The sequence below is a fragment of the Streptomyces sp. CNT372 genome, assembly GCF_000377145.1.
The window spans coordinates 274917-289024 of record NZ_KB897778.1 but is presented as its reverse complement, the minus strand read 5'-3'; the positions used below and the strand labels follow the sequence as shown (position 1 = coordinate 289024).

Annotated in this window: 12 protein-coding genes; 5 read left to right on the top strand and 7 right to left on the bottom strand. The window is 74.3% G+C overall.

Annotated features, from left to right (window positions below):
- Positions 1–132: 132 nt before the first annotated feature.
- On the bottom strand, positions 133–603 hold the full coding sequence (locus C593_RS0106620) for an SRPBCC family protein (protein ID WP_026277424.1): 471 nt from the start codon (positions 601–603) through the stop codon (positions 133–135).
- Between the two features lie 210 nt (positions 604–813).
- Here C593_RS0106620 and C593_RS0106615 point away from each other — a divergent pair, with 210 nt between their 5' ends.
- The 4 genes from C593_RS0106615 to C593_RS32910 all read left to right on the top strand — a co-directional run bounded on the left by C593_RS0106615 (position 814) and on the right by C593_RS32910 (position 3635).
- The gene (locus C593_RS0106615; RefSeq protein WP_018846510.1) at positions 814–1659 is read left to right on the top strand and encodes an SDR family NAD(P)-dependent oxidoreductase; all 846 of its coding nucleotides are present in this window, start codon (positions 814–816) and stop codon (positions 1657–1659) included.
- 55 nt (positions 1660–1714) lie between these two features.
- Complete coding sequence (locus C593_RS0106610) at positions 1715–2395, top strand: flavin reductase family protein (protein ID WP_018846509.1); 681 nt, start codon at positions 1715–1717, stop codon at positions 2393–2395.
- Entirely contained in the window at positions 2392–3342 is a 951-nt protein-coding gene (locus C593_RS0106605) for an MBL fold metallo-hydrolase (RefSeq protein WP_018846508.1), read from the top strand. The genes C593_RS0106610 and C593_RS0106605 overlap by 4 nt, the downstream gene beginning before the upstream one ends.
- 131 nt (positions 3343–3473) lie before the next feature.
- Positions 3474–3635 carry a hypothetical protein gene (locus C593_RS32910; RefSeq protein WP_018846507.1) on the top strand — a complete coding sequence of 54 codons (162 nt, stop codon included), beginning with the start codon at positions 3474–3476 and terminating at the stop codon, positions 3633–3635.
- A 60-nt stretch (positions 3636–3695) separates the two neighbouring features.
- Here the strand turns inward: C593_RS32910 and C593_RS0106595 are convergent, their stop codons facing one another.
- The 5 genes from C593_RS0106595 to C593_RS33615 all read right to left on the bottom strand — a co-directional run bounded on the left by C593_RS0106595 (position 3696) and on the right by C593_RS33615 (position 10957).
- A complete protein-coding gene (locus tag C593_RS0106595; protein ID WP_018846506.1) occupies positions 3696–4187 on the bottom strand; it encodes a nuclear transport factor 2 family protein in 492 nt (163 codons plus the stop codon).
- A 127-nt stretch (positions 4188–4314) separates the two neighbouring features.
- On the bottom strand, positions 4315–4788 hold the full coding sequence (locus tag C593_RS0106590; RefSeq protein ID WP_018846505.1) for an anthrone oxygenase family protein: 474 nt from the start codon (positions 4786–4788) through the stop codon (positions 4315–4317).
- Positions 4789–4995: 207 nt separating this feature from the next.
- On the bottom strand, positions 4996–6642 hold the full coding sequence (locus tag C593_RS0106585) for a YfbK domain-containing protein (protein ID WP_051093628.1): 1647 nt from the start codon (positions 6640–6642) through the stop codon (positions 4996–4998).
- Positions 6643–6788: 146 nt separating this feature from the next.
- Complete coding sequence (locus C593_RS0106580) at positions 6789–7724, bottom strand: ABC transporter permease (RefSeq protein ID WP_018846503.1); 936 nt, start codon at positions 7722–7724, stop codon at positions 6789–6791.
- A complete protein-coding gene (locus C593_RS33615) occupies positions 7721–10957 on the bottom strand; it encodes an alpha/beta fold hydrolase (protein ID WP_018846502.1) in 3237 nt (1078 codons plus the stop codon). The genes C593_RS0106580 and C593_RS33615 overlap by 4 nt, the downstream gene beginning before the upstream one ends.
- 345 nt (positions 10958–11302) lie before the next feature.
- On the opposite strand from C593_RS33615, the gene C593_RS0106570 reads away from it, so the two are divergent.
- Complete coding sequence (locus C593_RS0106570; RefSeq protein WP_020610242.1) at positions 11303–12493, top strand: S8 family peptidase; 1191 nt, start codon at positions 11303–11305, stop codon at positions 12491–12493.
- 92 nt (positions 12494–12585) lie between these two features.
- Here C593_RS0106570 and mmsA read toward each other — a convergent pair whose 3' ends face one another.
- A complete protein-coding gene (gene mmsA, locus C593_RS0106565) occupies positions 12586–14088 on the bottom strand; it encodes a CoA-acylating methylmalonate-semialdehyde dehydrogenase (protein ID WP_018846500.1) in 1503 nt (500 codons plus the stop codon).
- Positions 14089–14108 lie beyond the last annotated feature (20 nt).

Below are 14108 nucleotides of genomic sequence, written 5' to 3'. Positions count from 1 at the left end.
GCCGGTACGGCGCGCGGGTTCGGTGCCGGTACGGCGCGCGGGTTCGGTGCCGGTACGGCGCGCGGGTTCGGTGCCGGTACGGCGCGCGGGGCCCGGGGCCGGGAGCCCCGGGCCGCCGCGGCGCCCGCCGGTTCAGATCGCCTTGGCGAACAGCTCCAGCGTCTCGCCGGGGCTCGGTCCGTCCAGGGCCTTGAAGATGCGGTCGGCGCCCTCGCCGTGGCGCTCCAGGGCGACGTGCGCCAGCTCGACCCGGGTGTGGGTGTCGTCCACCCGCGTGAAGTCGACCTCGATACGGCTGGCCCGCTCGTCGTCCGGGATGGACTGCCAGTTGGCGTCGATACGCCAGGTCATGACGAGCCGGCGGCCCGGCTCCCACTCCAGGACCCGGCCCCAGTCGATGCGGTTCCCCTCGACGTCCCACTCGTAGTAGTGGCCGCCCACACCAGGCTCGAAGGCCAGGCCGACCCGCTCCTTCTTCAGCAGGACGTGGCTCGGCGGCCACCAGTCCTTGGGGCGCTCGGTGAACACCTTGAAGCAGTGCTCGGGCGTGGCCGCCACGGTCACCGACTTCCTCACGTCAGGAATCGTCTGCTGCTCGGGCACACGCCCTCCTCGGTAGGTCCGACGCTGGACGACCCGACGCTCACCGATCGCGCTGGACCGGGCGTGGACCCCGCGTGGAACACCGGTCGAGGGGGCGGGTGCCGCGAGGGGCCCCAGCGGTACTCCGGCCCGGGCCGAGCGGTCCGCAAGGTTGCGGGTTCACGGTCGTCCCCACCACGGCGCCGAGCCGACGAACAGGGGAGAGACGCGATGACGACCGAGCAGCGGACCGAGCGGGCGACCGAGCAGGGTGCGGACCAGGGAGCGGCCAAGGAGCGCGCGGTGCGCCGCGTCGCCTTCGTGACCGGGGCCACCAGCGGGATCGGTCTCGCGGTGACCGAACTGCTGGCCCGCCAGGGCACCGCCGTCTTCGGCGTGGCCCGCAGCGAGGAGAGCGTACGCGCCCTCGTCAAGCGGCTGCGCGGCGAAGGGCTGGAGGTGGCCGGCACGGTGTGCGACGTGACCTCCGTCGAGCAGATCGGCGCCGCGGTCCGGGCCGCCGTCGCCGAGTACGGCCGCATCGACATCCTGGTCAACAACGCGGGCCGGGGCGGCGGCGGGGTCACCGCCGAGATAGCCGACGGCCTGTGGGACGACGTGATCGAGACCAACCTGAACGCCACCTTCCGGGTCACCCGCGAGGTGCTGTCCACCGGCCTGATGCGGGACGGCGACTGGGGCCGGATCGTCAACATCGCCTCCACCGGCGGCAAGCAGGGCGTGGAGCTGGCGGCCCCCTACTCGGCGTCCAAGCACGGCGTCATCGGCTTCACCAAGGCGGTCGGCAAGGAGCTTGCACAGTCCGGCATCACGGTCAACGCCGTCTGCCCCGGGTACGTGGAGACGCCGATGGCCCAGCGGGTGCGCCAGGGCTACGCGGGCCACTTCGGGGTGAGCGAGCAGGAGATCCAGGAGAAGTTCAACGCCAAGATCCCGCTGGGCCGTTACTCCACCCCGGAGGAGGTCGCCGGACTGGTCGGCTACCTGGTGTCCGACACGGCCGCCTCCATCACCGCGCAGGCGATGAACGTCTGCGGCGGCCTCGGCAACTACTGATGGGCTCCCGCGCCCGCACCCGGCCGGCCGCGCGAGCAGAAACGGAGCCGCCCCCATGAGCCCCCTCACCACCCCGCGCACCACCGCACGCCCCACTCCGCGCGCCGCACCCCTGGGCGCGCCGCACACAACGCCGGGCACCACCGCGCCGGGCACCACCGCGCCGGGCACCACGCCCGGCACCGCACCGGGCACGCCCGGCGCGGTGCCGGGCGTGCCCGGTGAGGCGCCCGACCCCGCCGCGTACCGCGCGGCGATCGGCCGCTTCCCCACCGGGGTCGCCCTGCTCACCCACGGCAGCGGCGACGACACCGCGGCCATGACGCTCAACAGCCTGACCTCCGTCTCGCTCGACCCGCTGCTGATCCTGGTCTCGGTGCGCTCCGAGGGGCGGCTGCGCCCGCTGATCGCCGACGGCGGCGGCTTCGCCGTGAACGTGCTGGGCGAGGAACAGCGCGAACTGGCAAAGGAGTTCAGCCGCTCCGGGCGACCGGAGGGCCGGGCCGCGATGCGCCGGCTCGGCGCGGTCCGGGGCGCCAGCGGCCACGCGGTCCTCCCGGCGGCCGAGGCGTCCCTCGAATGCGTGCTGCACACCGCGCACGAGGCGGGCGACCATGTGCTCTTCCTCGGCCGGGTCGTGGCGCTGACCTGCGGACCGCGCGCGTCCGCCCCCCTCGTCTTCCACCAGGGCCGCTTCGAGAGGCTGCCCCCGTCCCGGCCGGAGGCCGCCGCATGAGCACCGACACCGACACCACCCCGGTCACCCCCGCCGCCCCCGCGGCGGTGCCGCCGTCCCTGACGGAGGTGGCCGAGGGGGTGTACGCCTTCGTCCAGCCCGACGGCGGCTGGTGCCTCAACAACGCGGGACTGGTCGCGGGCCGGGGCCGCAGCGTCCTGGTCGACACGGCGGCGACCGAGGCCCGGACCCGGCGGCTGCGCGAGGAGGTCGAGCGGATCGTGCCGGGCGGCCCCGACTTCGTGGTCAACACCCACTTCCACGGCGACCACACCTTCGGCAACGGCCAGTTCGCCCCCCGTGCGGTGATCGTCGCCCACGAGGGCACCCGCGCCGACACCGAGGAGGCGGGCCTCGGCCTGCGGCAGCTCTGGCCGGACGTGGCCTGGGGCGAGACCCCCCTGACCCTGCCCACCCTCACCTTCCGCGGCGCGCTGACCCTGCGGGCCGAGGACCTGCGGGTGGAACTCCTCCATGTGGGCCCGGCACATACCGCCAACGATGTGGTGGCCTGGGTCCCGGAGCGCTCGGTGCTGTTCACCGGCGACGTGGTGTGGTCGGGCGTCACCCCGTACGTCCTGATGGGCTCGATCTCCGGCTCCTTCCAGGCGCTCGACCGGCTGCGCTCGCTCCGCCCCGAGGTGGTCGTCCCGGGTCACGGGCCGGTCGGCGGGGTGGAGCTCATCGACGCCACGGAGGCGTATCTGCGCTGGATCCAGCGGCTCGCGGAGGACGGCCGGCGCGAGGGGCTCACCCCGCTGGAGGCCGCCGAACGGGCCGACGCGGGCGCCTTCGCCTCCCTGGCCGACCCGGAGCGGCTGGTGGGGAACCTGCACCGGGCCTACGCGGAACTGGGCGGTCTGCCGCCCGGCGCGCGGATCGACGTGGCCGCCTCCTTCAAGGAGATGGTGGCCTTCCACGGTGGGCTCCCCGCCTGCCACGCCTGAGCACGGCACGGCTGCCGGGACACGGCATTCGGGACACGGCATGCGAGGAACGGCGGCCGGGACACGGCAGCCGGGAGCGGACGGGAGGAGCGCGCACCGAGCGGACCGAGCACGACCGGAAGGAGAGGGACATGACAGCGACCAGCGTGCTGGAGCGCCGCACAGAGGCCCCGGTGGCGGTCACCCGGAGCCGGACGGCGCCGGCGGGGGAGTTCCTGTGGGAGCCGCGGATCCTCGCGGGCGACCCGGACGACGACGGGAGCGAGCCGCACATCTGCCGGGGCATCGACTGACGGTACGTCTCATGGGTGAGGGGCCCCGCGGGGCCCCTCACCCATGAGACGGGAAGGTGATCAGGCAGCAGGGGGCTCGACGGGCGTGTCACGGTGGATGACCCGGGACCGCGTCAGCAGCCGGCCGTCGACACGCACCAGGACGTCGTCCACGGTGAACGTCGGCTGGAAGGACACCTTGCCCTCGCGGTCGGTCTGGGTGACCAGGGTGTAGTAGGAGACCCTTATCGTGTCCTCGTCCGCCGGGTCGGTCTCGATCAGCAGGTGGCCGAACCAGTGCCGGACCGCGATGTCCCGGTAGCGCGGCAGCGCGGCCCGCATCCCGGCGATCATCTCCGCACGCCCCTGCTGCCGCTGGCCACCCGCGTGGACGACCTCGCCGTCCTCGGTGAAGGTGTCGGCGAACCCGGCGATGTCGAGGGCGTCCACCTTGCGCATCTGCCGTGCGTAGAACGTCTGCACCTCGGCGTAGAGGTCCCCGGACACGGGCCGGTGCAGGGTGCCGATCCCTCCGGCCGCCGCGGCGCTGTCCGTACCGACCGACTCCGACATGGCAACTCCCTTCGCGAGGACCGCTCCTGTGGGCCCTGTCGGCGGCCCACACTGCCGTGCGCCGGTGCAGGACCGCTGGGGGAACGCTCGACAGCGGGCCCGTGCGACGCGCCGGCGGGCACCCGGCTCAGCGGACCGCGACGGCGGCCAGGAGCCCGAAGGAGGCCAGGATCAGCAGGGTGCGGACGAGGTGGAAGCGGTTCCACCGGCCCTCGAACGCGGCCCGCACCTGCCGGTCCGGGACCGGCGGGGACGCGTGCTTTGAGGCAGCCAGGGCGTTGTTGAGGGGGATGTTGCCGGTGATGGTGACGACATGGTTCAGCACCGCGCACACCAGGGCGGCGGCGACCAGCCAGCGGTCCGCCGCGCCCCGCCCGTCCTCGGGGACGAAGAGCGCGGCGGCCGGGAAGACCACCACCGCCCCGAAGACGAGGAGGAACACCCCGCGCGGGACGGTCTCGTTGAGGCGCCGCATCGCGGGCACGAACTGCTCGTCGGTCAGCCGGGCGAGGCCGGGCATCACACCGGTCAGGAAGATCAGCATGAAGCCGGCGTAGAGGCCGGTGGAGACGACGGCGAGGGCGAGCAGCAGGGTCGGCATGCGCCACATCATGACGCGCCGGAGACCCGCCCGCTGCCCGGGTCGACCGGCGCGGCGGCGGGCAGGTCCCGGGCCCGTGGCGCGTGCGTGGCGCGGAGCCCCCGCGCCACGGGCCGCCCACCGCCACGGGCCGCCCACCGCCACCTGCCGCGCCCGCCACCGACGGTCCGGTGCGCGACAGTCCGGCCAGCGTCAGTCCGGCCAGCGTCAGTCCGCCGTCCGGCGGGACGCCTGCCCGATCGCGTCGGCCAGGTCCGCCACCGCCTCGTCCTCCGTCGCGGCGGCCAGCGACCGGGCCCGGCGCTCCAGGGTCTCCAGCCCCGGTGCGCCCGGGAGCGTCCCACCGCGCAGGGACTCGGCGAAGTACGCGGCCACCGCGGTCACCTGGAATCGCTCCGACGCCCCGCCCCACAGCTTCCCGTCCACCTCACCGGTCTCCACCGAGCCCGACTCCTCGTGCGGCGCGCGGGTCTTCGGGTCCAGCCAGCGGACCGTGGCCGTGGCGACGTGCCCGCGCGCGCCCTCCCGCAGCCGCACCGCGTACAGGGCGGTCACCGTGTGCCCGGGTCCGACCTCGCCGCCGTCCACGCGGTCGTTCCGGAAGTCCTCGTCGGCGACGGCCCGGTTCTCGTATCCGATGAGCTTGAACTGCCGGACGGTCGCCGGGTCGAAGGCGACCTGCGCCTTGGCGTCCCGCGCCTTCAGCTCGATGTGCGCGGGGAGCTGGTCGACGAAGACCTTGCGGGCGTCCTCGGGGGTGGAGACATAGGTGGTGTGCCCGTCCCCCCTGTCCGCGAGGCGTTCCATCAGCGCGTCCCCGTAGTCGCTGCCCACACCGACGCCGAAGAGGGTGATGCCGTGCTCCCGGCGGGCGTCCTCGATCCGCTCCAGGATGGTGTCCGCCTCGGTGGAGCCGGTGTTGGCGAGCGCGTCGGAGAGCAGCACGACCCGGTTGGTGGCGCCCTTGCGGTGGCCCTCGACGGCGGTGTCGTAGCCGGTGGTGACCCCGTCCTCCACGTTGGTGGACGAGCCGGGGGCCAGGTCCTCGACGAGGCCGTGCACGCGGTCGCGGTTGCCCTTGAGCCGGGTCATCGGCAGCACGGTCTCGGCCTCGCCGCTGAAGGTGACCACGGCGATCGAGTCGTCGTCGCGGAGCTGGTCGGTGAGCGTGCCGAGGGACTTCTGCACGAGGTCGAGCCGTCCCGGCTCCCCCATCGAGCCGGAGACGTCGACCACGAAGGTGAGCGCGGCGGGCGGGCGTTCACGCGGGTCGGGGGCGGGGGCCGTGGCCAGTCCGACCCGGACCAGGGACCAGGAGTCGCCGGCGGCAGCCGAGCCGTGGGGTTCGTCGCCGCTCCCGCCGTCCTTGATCTCGCCCTCGGACGCGGCCTCCGTCCCACCGCCCGGCCGTGCCCCGTCGACCGTCACGGAGAAACCGTTGCCCTTCGGCCTCGGGTAGTCCTGGCGGAAGCTGTTGACGAACTCCTCCGGCCGCACCTGGTCCGGCCGGGGCGTCCCGCCGTCCTTCAGCACCCGCCGCGTGTAGTGGTACGAGGCGGTGTCCACGTCGAGCGCGAAGGTGGACAGGTAGTCGGCGGGCGGCGCCTTCTCGCGCTCCTTCTCCGGCGCGGCGTCCTCCCGGGCCGCCCCGTCCGGCGCCCCGGTGGCGGGCGCGCCGTTCCCCCCGTCGGGTACCACGGGGGCCGCCTCGCGGTTCCCCGCGGCGTCCGAACTGCCGGACCCGGCCCCGGAGCAGGCCGCCGTCAGCGCCGCCCCCGCCGCCAGCACCACCGCCACCGCGGCCCGCCCTGCCCTGCTTCCCCGCCCGCTGTGCGTCTCCCCACGGAACGTCATCCCGCATCCCCCTCGCGTAGTCGGCACTGGTGAATGTGACGTGCGAGAACGCCGGACGGAGCCGTCGAGAGGGTTGCGGAAGCGTCTCGATGCGGCAACGGGGTGGGGACAGGCCCCGGTACGAACTCTTCGCCGCGTCGCGCGCCCTACGACACGATGTCCTTGCGCGAGAAGTTCCGGAACGCCAGCGCGAACAGCACCAGCGCGTACGTCACCGACACCGACGCGCCCTTGACCATCCCGGACCACTCCAGTTGCGGCTGGAGGGCGTCGATCCAGGCGAACTGCCAGTGGGCGGGGAGGACTTCGCGCCAGTCGCCGAGGGCGGTCACCGCGTCGAGGACATTGCCCACGATGGTGAGGCCGACCGCGCCGCCGACCGCGCCGAGTGGTGCGTCGGTCTTGGTGGACAGCCAGAACGCGAGCCCCGCGGTGACCAGTTGGGAGACGAAGACGAAGGCGACGACCACCGCGAGCCGCCCCAGCGAGTCCGCGGCCGCCAGCGAACCGCCGGTGGGCAGCTTCAGCGGGCCCCAGCCGTAGGCGACGGTGCCCGCCGCCAGGCCGACCAGGGGGAGCAGGACCATGGCCGCCGCGCTGAAGGAGAGCGCGACCGCGAGCTTGGACCAGAGCAGGCGGGTACGGGGGACGGGCGCGGCCAGCAGGTAGCGCAGTGAGGACCAGCTCGCCTCCGAGGCGACGGTGTCGCCGTGGAACAGCGCCACCGGGATCACCAGCAGGAAGCCGGCCGAGACGAACAGGCAGGTGGCGGCGAAGTTCGCGCCGGACGCCGTCGCCGTGTCCATCAGGTTGATCCGGCTGCCGCCGCCGTCCTCGTCGGGGCTGCCGCCGATGGCGAACGCGGCGATCAGGATGAACGGCAGGGCGGTCAGGATGCCCGCCATGACCTGCGTGCGGCGCCGCTTGAGCTGCCGGACGGCCTCGACCCGCAGCGGCAGGGTGTGCCCGGGCCGGTAGCCGGCGGCGGTCGCCGCCCCGGCGCCGGGGGCGCTCCCGGCCCCGGAAGGGCCGTCGGCGCCGCCGGTGTCCGCGTCGGCGGACCGGACTGCGGGCGTGCTCATGCGGAGCCTCCGATCAGGGTGAGGAACGCGTCCTCCAGGCGGCGGTGCGGGCCGACGCCCGTGACCGGGACGTCGAGCCGGACCAGTTCGGCGATCATCGCGGTGGCGCTCGTGCCGTCCAGTCGCACCAGCAGCCCCTCGTCCACCCGCGCGACCGAGCCGATGCCCGGCAGCGCGGCGAACTTCTCGACCACCGGGTCGGGCAGCTCGCCGTCGACGGTGACCAGCAGGGTGTCGCTCTCGCCGGTGATCTCGGCGACCGGCCCGGCCTGGACCAGCCGTCCGCGGTCCATGACCACCAGGTGCGTGCAGGACTGCTCGACCTCCGAGAGGAGGTGGCTGGAGACGATGACGGTCCGGCCCCCGGCCGCGTACCGGATCATCACGTCCCGCATCTCGCGGATCTGCGGCGGGTCGAGTCCGTTCGTCGGCTCGTCGAGGATCAGCAGGTCCGGCAGACCGAGCATGGCCTGCGCGATGGCGAGCCGTTGCCGCATGCCCTGGGAGTAGGTGCGCACGGCGCGGGCGAGGGCGTCGCCGAGGCCGGCGATCTCCAGTGCCTCCGCCAGGTGCGCGTCCTCGGCGGGGCGGCCGGTGGCCCGCCAGTACAGCTCCAGGTTCTCCCGCCCGGACAGGTGCGGCAGGAAGCCCGCACCCTCGACGAACGCGCCGACCCGGGAGAGCACGGGCGCGCCCGGCCGGATCGCGTGGCCGAAGACGCGGATCTCGCCCTCGTCGGGCCGGATGAGGCCCATCAGCATCCGCAGGGTGGTGGTCTTGCCCGCGCCGTTCGGCCCGAGGAGGCCGAGGACCTGGCCCTTCTCGACCCGGAAGGAGAGGTCCCGGACCGCGTACCGGTCCGAGGACCCGGCGTAGCGCTTGGTCAGGCCGGTGATCTCCAGCGGGACGTCCGCCCGCTCCGGGTCGGGCGCGGGGGCGGCGGCCCGGCGGCGCGCGGTGACCAGCAGGACGGCGGCGAGGAGCGCGCCGCCCAGCGGCAGGGCCCACACCCAGGAGGCGAAGCCGGTGGCCCGGGTGGTCACGGCGGGCGCGGTGGGCACGGCCAGCGGGCCGTCCAGGGAGACGGTGTACGCGGCGGGCTCGGCGGGCGAGGCGTAGCCGAGGTCGGTCGCGGAGAGCACGAGCCGCAGCCGGTGCCCGGCGTCGATCTCGTGGTCGACGGCCGGGAGGGTCAGGGTGACCTTCCGGCCCTCGCCGGCGTCCTCGACGCGTACGGGGGCGACGAGTTGGGAGGGCAGCACCTGCTGCCGCCCGTCCGGGCCCACGTCGTAGACCTTGGCGAAGAGCACGGCGTCGCCGGTGTCCGAGCCGACGGTGGCGGTGACGCGCGGCGAGCCGGTGACGCGGACGGCCCGGTCGACGGGGCCGGAGGTGAAGGCCGCGTACTGGCCGGGGAAGTCGAGGGAGAGGCCGACGCCGAGCGAGGAGAGCGCGCCCGCGCCGCCGCTGAGGCCGGGGACGGCGGAGATGGCGGGCGGGGTGGCGCCGGCCGGGTTGCTGAAGGTCTGCTCACGGCCGGCGAGGGGGAACTCGCGGGGGCCGGCGGAGAGCCCCGGGTAGCGGTCGGCGCTCGCGCCGCGCAGGGTGGCCTGCCCGTCGGTGGAGTCGACTCCGCCGGTGCGGCTGACGCGGAAGGCGGGGCCGGTGTCCGCGCTCTCGTCGCCCTTGAGGTGGCGGTCGAACCAGGCGCCGATCCGGCCCTCGACACGGGCGGTCTCCCGGTCGCCGCCGTCGTGCCCGCCCGCGATCCAGTCGACGGCGACGGGGCCGCCGTTGCGGGCGACGGCCGTGGCGATGGCGTCGGCGTGGGAGAGCGGGAAGAGGGAGTCGGACTGGCCCTGGACGATCAGGGTCGGGACGTCGATCCGGTCGCCGACGGCGGAGGGGCTGCGCGCCTCCAGCAGCTTCCGCGCCGCCGCGTCGGGCTGCCCGGCGACGGCGACGCGCTCGTACATCGCGCACAGCTCGGGCGCGAAGCGGCCGCAGCCGGCGGGGTTGGCGGGAGTGGCGGCGCGGTCGCCGGCGGGGGCGTCGTCGCGCGCGGGGGCCTTGTCGTCGGCGCGGGCGTCGTCGGGGCTGGCGGGAGTGGCGGTGCCCGCGGCACGGTTGCCGTCGGGGCCGGCGGGGGCGTCGTCGCGCGCGGGGGCCTTGTCGTCGGCGCGGGCGTCGTCGGGGCTGGCGGGAGTGGCGGTGCCCGCGGCACGGTTGCCGTCGGGGCCGGCGGGGGCGTCGTCGCGCGCGGGGGCCTTGTCGTCGGCGCGGGCGTCGTCGCGCGCGGGGGCGTCGTCACTCGCCGCCGCGGCCCGGTCCGGGCGGGCGGTGTCCGTGCCGGCGGCCCGGTCGGCGCTGCCGCCACCGGCCGCACCGGCTTCGCCCTCCGCCGCCGGGCGGGAGGCGGCTCCGGAGCCGGCCGCGTCCGTGCCGGCGGCCCGGTCCGGGGCGGACGCCTGCGCGTCCCCACCGTCCCGGCCGCCCGAGCGCGCGGCGCCGTCGGCGCCGTCCGCGCGTTCGCCCGACGGCGGCTCGCCGGCCGGCGCCTCGCCGCCGGGCCGCTCACCCCCGGGCGGGTTGACGCCCGGCAGGCCGCCGCCCGCCACCGAACCCGTGGAGAAGAAGATCCCCGCCCAGAGCTTCTTGAAGACCCCGTCCGGGAACAGCGCGTCCGCGAGGTTCCAGTACGTGATCTGCGGTGCGATCGCGTCCACCCGCCGGTCGTACCCCGCCCCGAGCAGCGAGATCGCGCCGCCGTAGGAGGAGCCGGTGATCCCCACCCGGGGGTCGCCGTCGCCGTCGAGGCGGACCTCGGGCCGCTCCGCGAGCCAGTCGATCAGCCGGGAGACGTCCTTGACCTCGTGGTCGGGGTCGTTCAGCCCGATCCGCCCGGTGGAGTTCCCGAAGCCGCGCGCGGACCAGGTCAGCACCGCGTACCCGTCGCGGGCGAGCTGCTCCGCCTGCGCGCGCACATCGTCCTTGCTGCCGCCGAAGCCGTGGCCGATGAGGACGGCGGGGCGGCGGGCGTCGCCCCCGGTGGTGAAGTACGAGGTGTCGATCTTCGCGCCGGGCATGTCGTGGACCCGGTCCTCGCGCTGCACCTCGGGGTCGGAGTCGTCGGCGACGGCGGTCCAGGTGCCCGCGCCCGCGAGGACGGCGAAAGCCGCGACGCCCGCGAGCCAGCGGCCCCGGGCGGCGGGCCGGGGAAGTCGGATCTGCATGCCTGAACCCTAAGCGGAATCCCCGGGGGCCCTCGGCTGCCGATGGGGGGAGCCGAACGGCCTCCTCAGGTAGTACACACCGGCCGCCGCCTACACCAACCGCGGTACGGGACGGGGCGAACGGATCTTCACGGCACGGGCATCCCAGCTGCACAGCTCCCGGACCGGTCCGGGAGACCTCAACTCCCCACAGATAAAGCGGAGTTGCTGAGACCCCCGCAGGCCAGTTTTTGTCATGAACTCATCTTGTGGCACAGGTCACATCACGAGACCCTGGTCGACGCAACCGCTCCGCCTGGCACGATGCACGCCGTCCTTGTCCGTGAACGGTCAAAGAAAGGTCAGGTGCACGAGATGAGAGCAGCAGTCCGCCGCCTCGGGACACTGGTTCCCGCCGTCGCCCTCGCGGCCGGTCTCCAGTTCGCCGCATCCCCCACCGCGCACAGCGCGAGTGCCGGCGACCTTCGTCTCGCCCCCACTGCCACCGCCGTCGAGAACAGCTGGATCGTCGTCCTGAAGGACGGCACCACCCGGGCCGCCGACCTCGGAGTCACCGCCCGCCACACCTACCGCACCGTGCTCCAGGGCTTCTCCGCCACCATGTCCCCGGCCCGGGCCAAGGCGCTGGCCGCCGATCCGCGCGTGGCGTACGTCGAGCAGAACGCCATCGTCCGCGTCAACGACACCCAGCCCAACGCCACCTGGGGCCTGGACCGGATCGACCAGCGCGATCTGCCGCTGTCGACCACATACACCTACGACACCCCGGCGGCCGGGGTGAACGCCTACATCATCGACACCGGAATCCGCACCTCCCACAGCGAGTTCGGCGGGCGGGCGAGCGTCGGCACGGACACCGTGGGCGACGGGCGGAACGGGCAGGACTGCCAGGGCCACGGGACCCATGTCGCCGGCACGGTCGGCGGCAAGACCTACGGTGTCGCCAAGGGCGTGAACCTGATCGCGGTCCGCGTCCTCGACTGCAACGGCTCCGGCACCAACGCGGCCGTCATCGCGGGCGTCGACTGGGTGACCGCCAACGCGAAGAAGCCGGCCGTCGCCAACATGAGCCTCGGCGGCGGGGCCAACACCTCGCTGGACAACGCGGTCAAGCGGTCCATCGCCTCCGGCGTCAGCTACTCCGTCGCGGCCGGCAACGGCATACCGATCCTGGGCTGGCCGGCGAACGCCTGCAACTACTCACCCGCCCGCGTCCCCGAGGCGATCACGGTCGGCGCCACGGACAGCGCGGACCGCCGGGCCTCCTTCTCCAACTTCGGCACCTGCCTGGACGTCTTCGCGCCCGGTGTGAACGTCACCTCGGCCTGGAAGGACAACGACACGGCCACCAGCACCGTCTCGGGCACCTCCATGGCCGCTCCGCACACCGCGGGCGTGGCCGCCCTCCACCTGGCCGCCAACCCGACCGCCACTCCGGCCCAGGTCCGCGACGCCATCGTCGGCAACGCGACGAACGGCAAGGTCACGGACCCGCGCACCGGCTCCCCGAACAAGCTGCTGTACTCCCGCTTCTGATTTTCCGTCATCTCACGACAGCGGGCCCGAGACGGCGGCGCGCCACCGCCCCACCCCGGGGCGGTGGCGCGTGGGCAACGGCCTTGCGGGGGTCAGTGGTTGCGGGGGAAGCCCAGGTCCACGCCCGAGGGCGCATCCGCCGGGTCCGGCCAGCGGGTGGTGACGACCTTGCCGCGGGTGTAGAAGTGGACGCCGTCGTTCCCGTAGATGTGGTGGTCGCCGAAGAGGGAGTCCTTCCAGCCGCCGAAGGAGTGGTAGCCCACCGGCACCGGGATCGGCACGTTCACGCCGACCATGCCGGCCTGGATCTCCAGCTGGAAGCGGCGGGCCGCGCCGCCGTCGCGGGTGAAGATCGCGGTGCCGTTGCCGAACGGGGAGGCGTTGATGAGGGCCACGCCCTCCTCGTAGGTCTCGGCGCGCAGCACGCACAGCACCGGGCCGAAGATCTCGTCGCGGTAGGCGTCGGAGTCGGTGGACACCTTGTCGAGGAGGGAGAGGCCGATCCAGTGGCCGTCCTCGTAGCCCTCGACGGTGTGGCCGGTGCCGTCGAGGACGACCTCGGCGCCCTGGGCGGCGGCGCCCGTGACGTAGGAGGCGACCTTGTCGCGGTGCGCCCTGGTGATCAGCGGGCCCATCTCGGAGACCGGGTCGGTGCCGGGGCCGATCACGATCTTCTCGGCGCGCTCGCGGATCTTCGCCACCAGCTCGTCACCGACCGCGCCCACCGCGACGACCGCCGAGATGGCCATGCAGCGCTCGCCGGCCGAGCCGTACGCGGCGGAGACGGCGGCGTCGGCGGCCGCGTCCAGGTCGGCGTCGGGGAGGACCAGCATGTGGTTCTTCGCGCCGCCGAGGGCCTGCACACGCTTGCCGTTGGCCGAGGCGGTGGTGTGGATGTAGCGGGCGATCGGGGTGGAGCCCACGAAGGAGACGGCCGCCACGTCCGGGTGCGCGAGGAGCGCGTCCACGGCCACCTTGTCCCCGTGGACCACGTTGAGGACGCCGTCGGGCAGGCCCGCCTCGGCGGCCAGTTCGGCGAGCAGGTTGGCGGCGGACGGGTCCTTCTCGCTGGGCTTGAGGACGAAGGTGTTGCCGCAGGCGATGGCCAGCGGGAACATCCACATCGGCACCATCGCCGGGAAGTTGAACGGCGTGATGCCCGCGACGACACCGAGCGGCTGGCGGATCGCGGCGACGTCGACCCGGCTGGACACCTGGGTGGACAGCTCGCCCTTGAGCTGGGTGGTGATCCCGCAGGCCAGCTCCACGATCTCCAGACCGCGCGCGACCTCGCCGAGGGCGTCGGAGTGGACCTTGCCGTGCTCGGCGGTGATCAGGGCCGCGATGTCGTCCCGGCGGGCGTCGAGCAGGGCCCGGTAGCGGAACAGGACCGCGGTGCGCTGGGCGAGGGAGGAGGTGCCCCAGGTCGCGTAGGCCTCCTTGGCGGCGGCCACGGCCGCGTCGACCTCGGCGGCCGAGGCGAGCGCGACCCGCGTGGTCTCCGCGCCGGTGGCCGGGTCGGTGACCGGACCCCAGTTCCCGGACGCGCCCTCGACGGTCTTGCCACCGATCCAGTGGTTGACGGTCTTCGTCATGGCGAAAAAGCTCCTTCGAG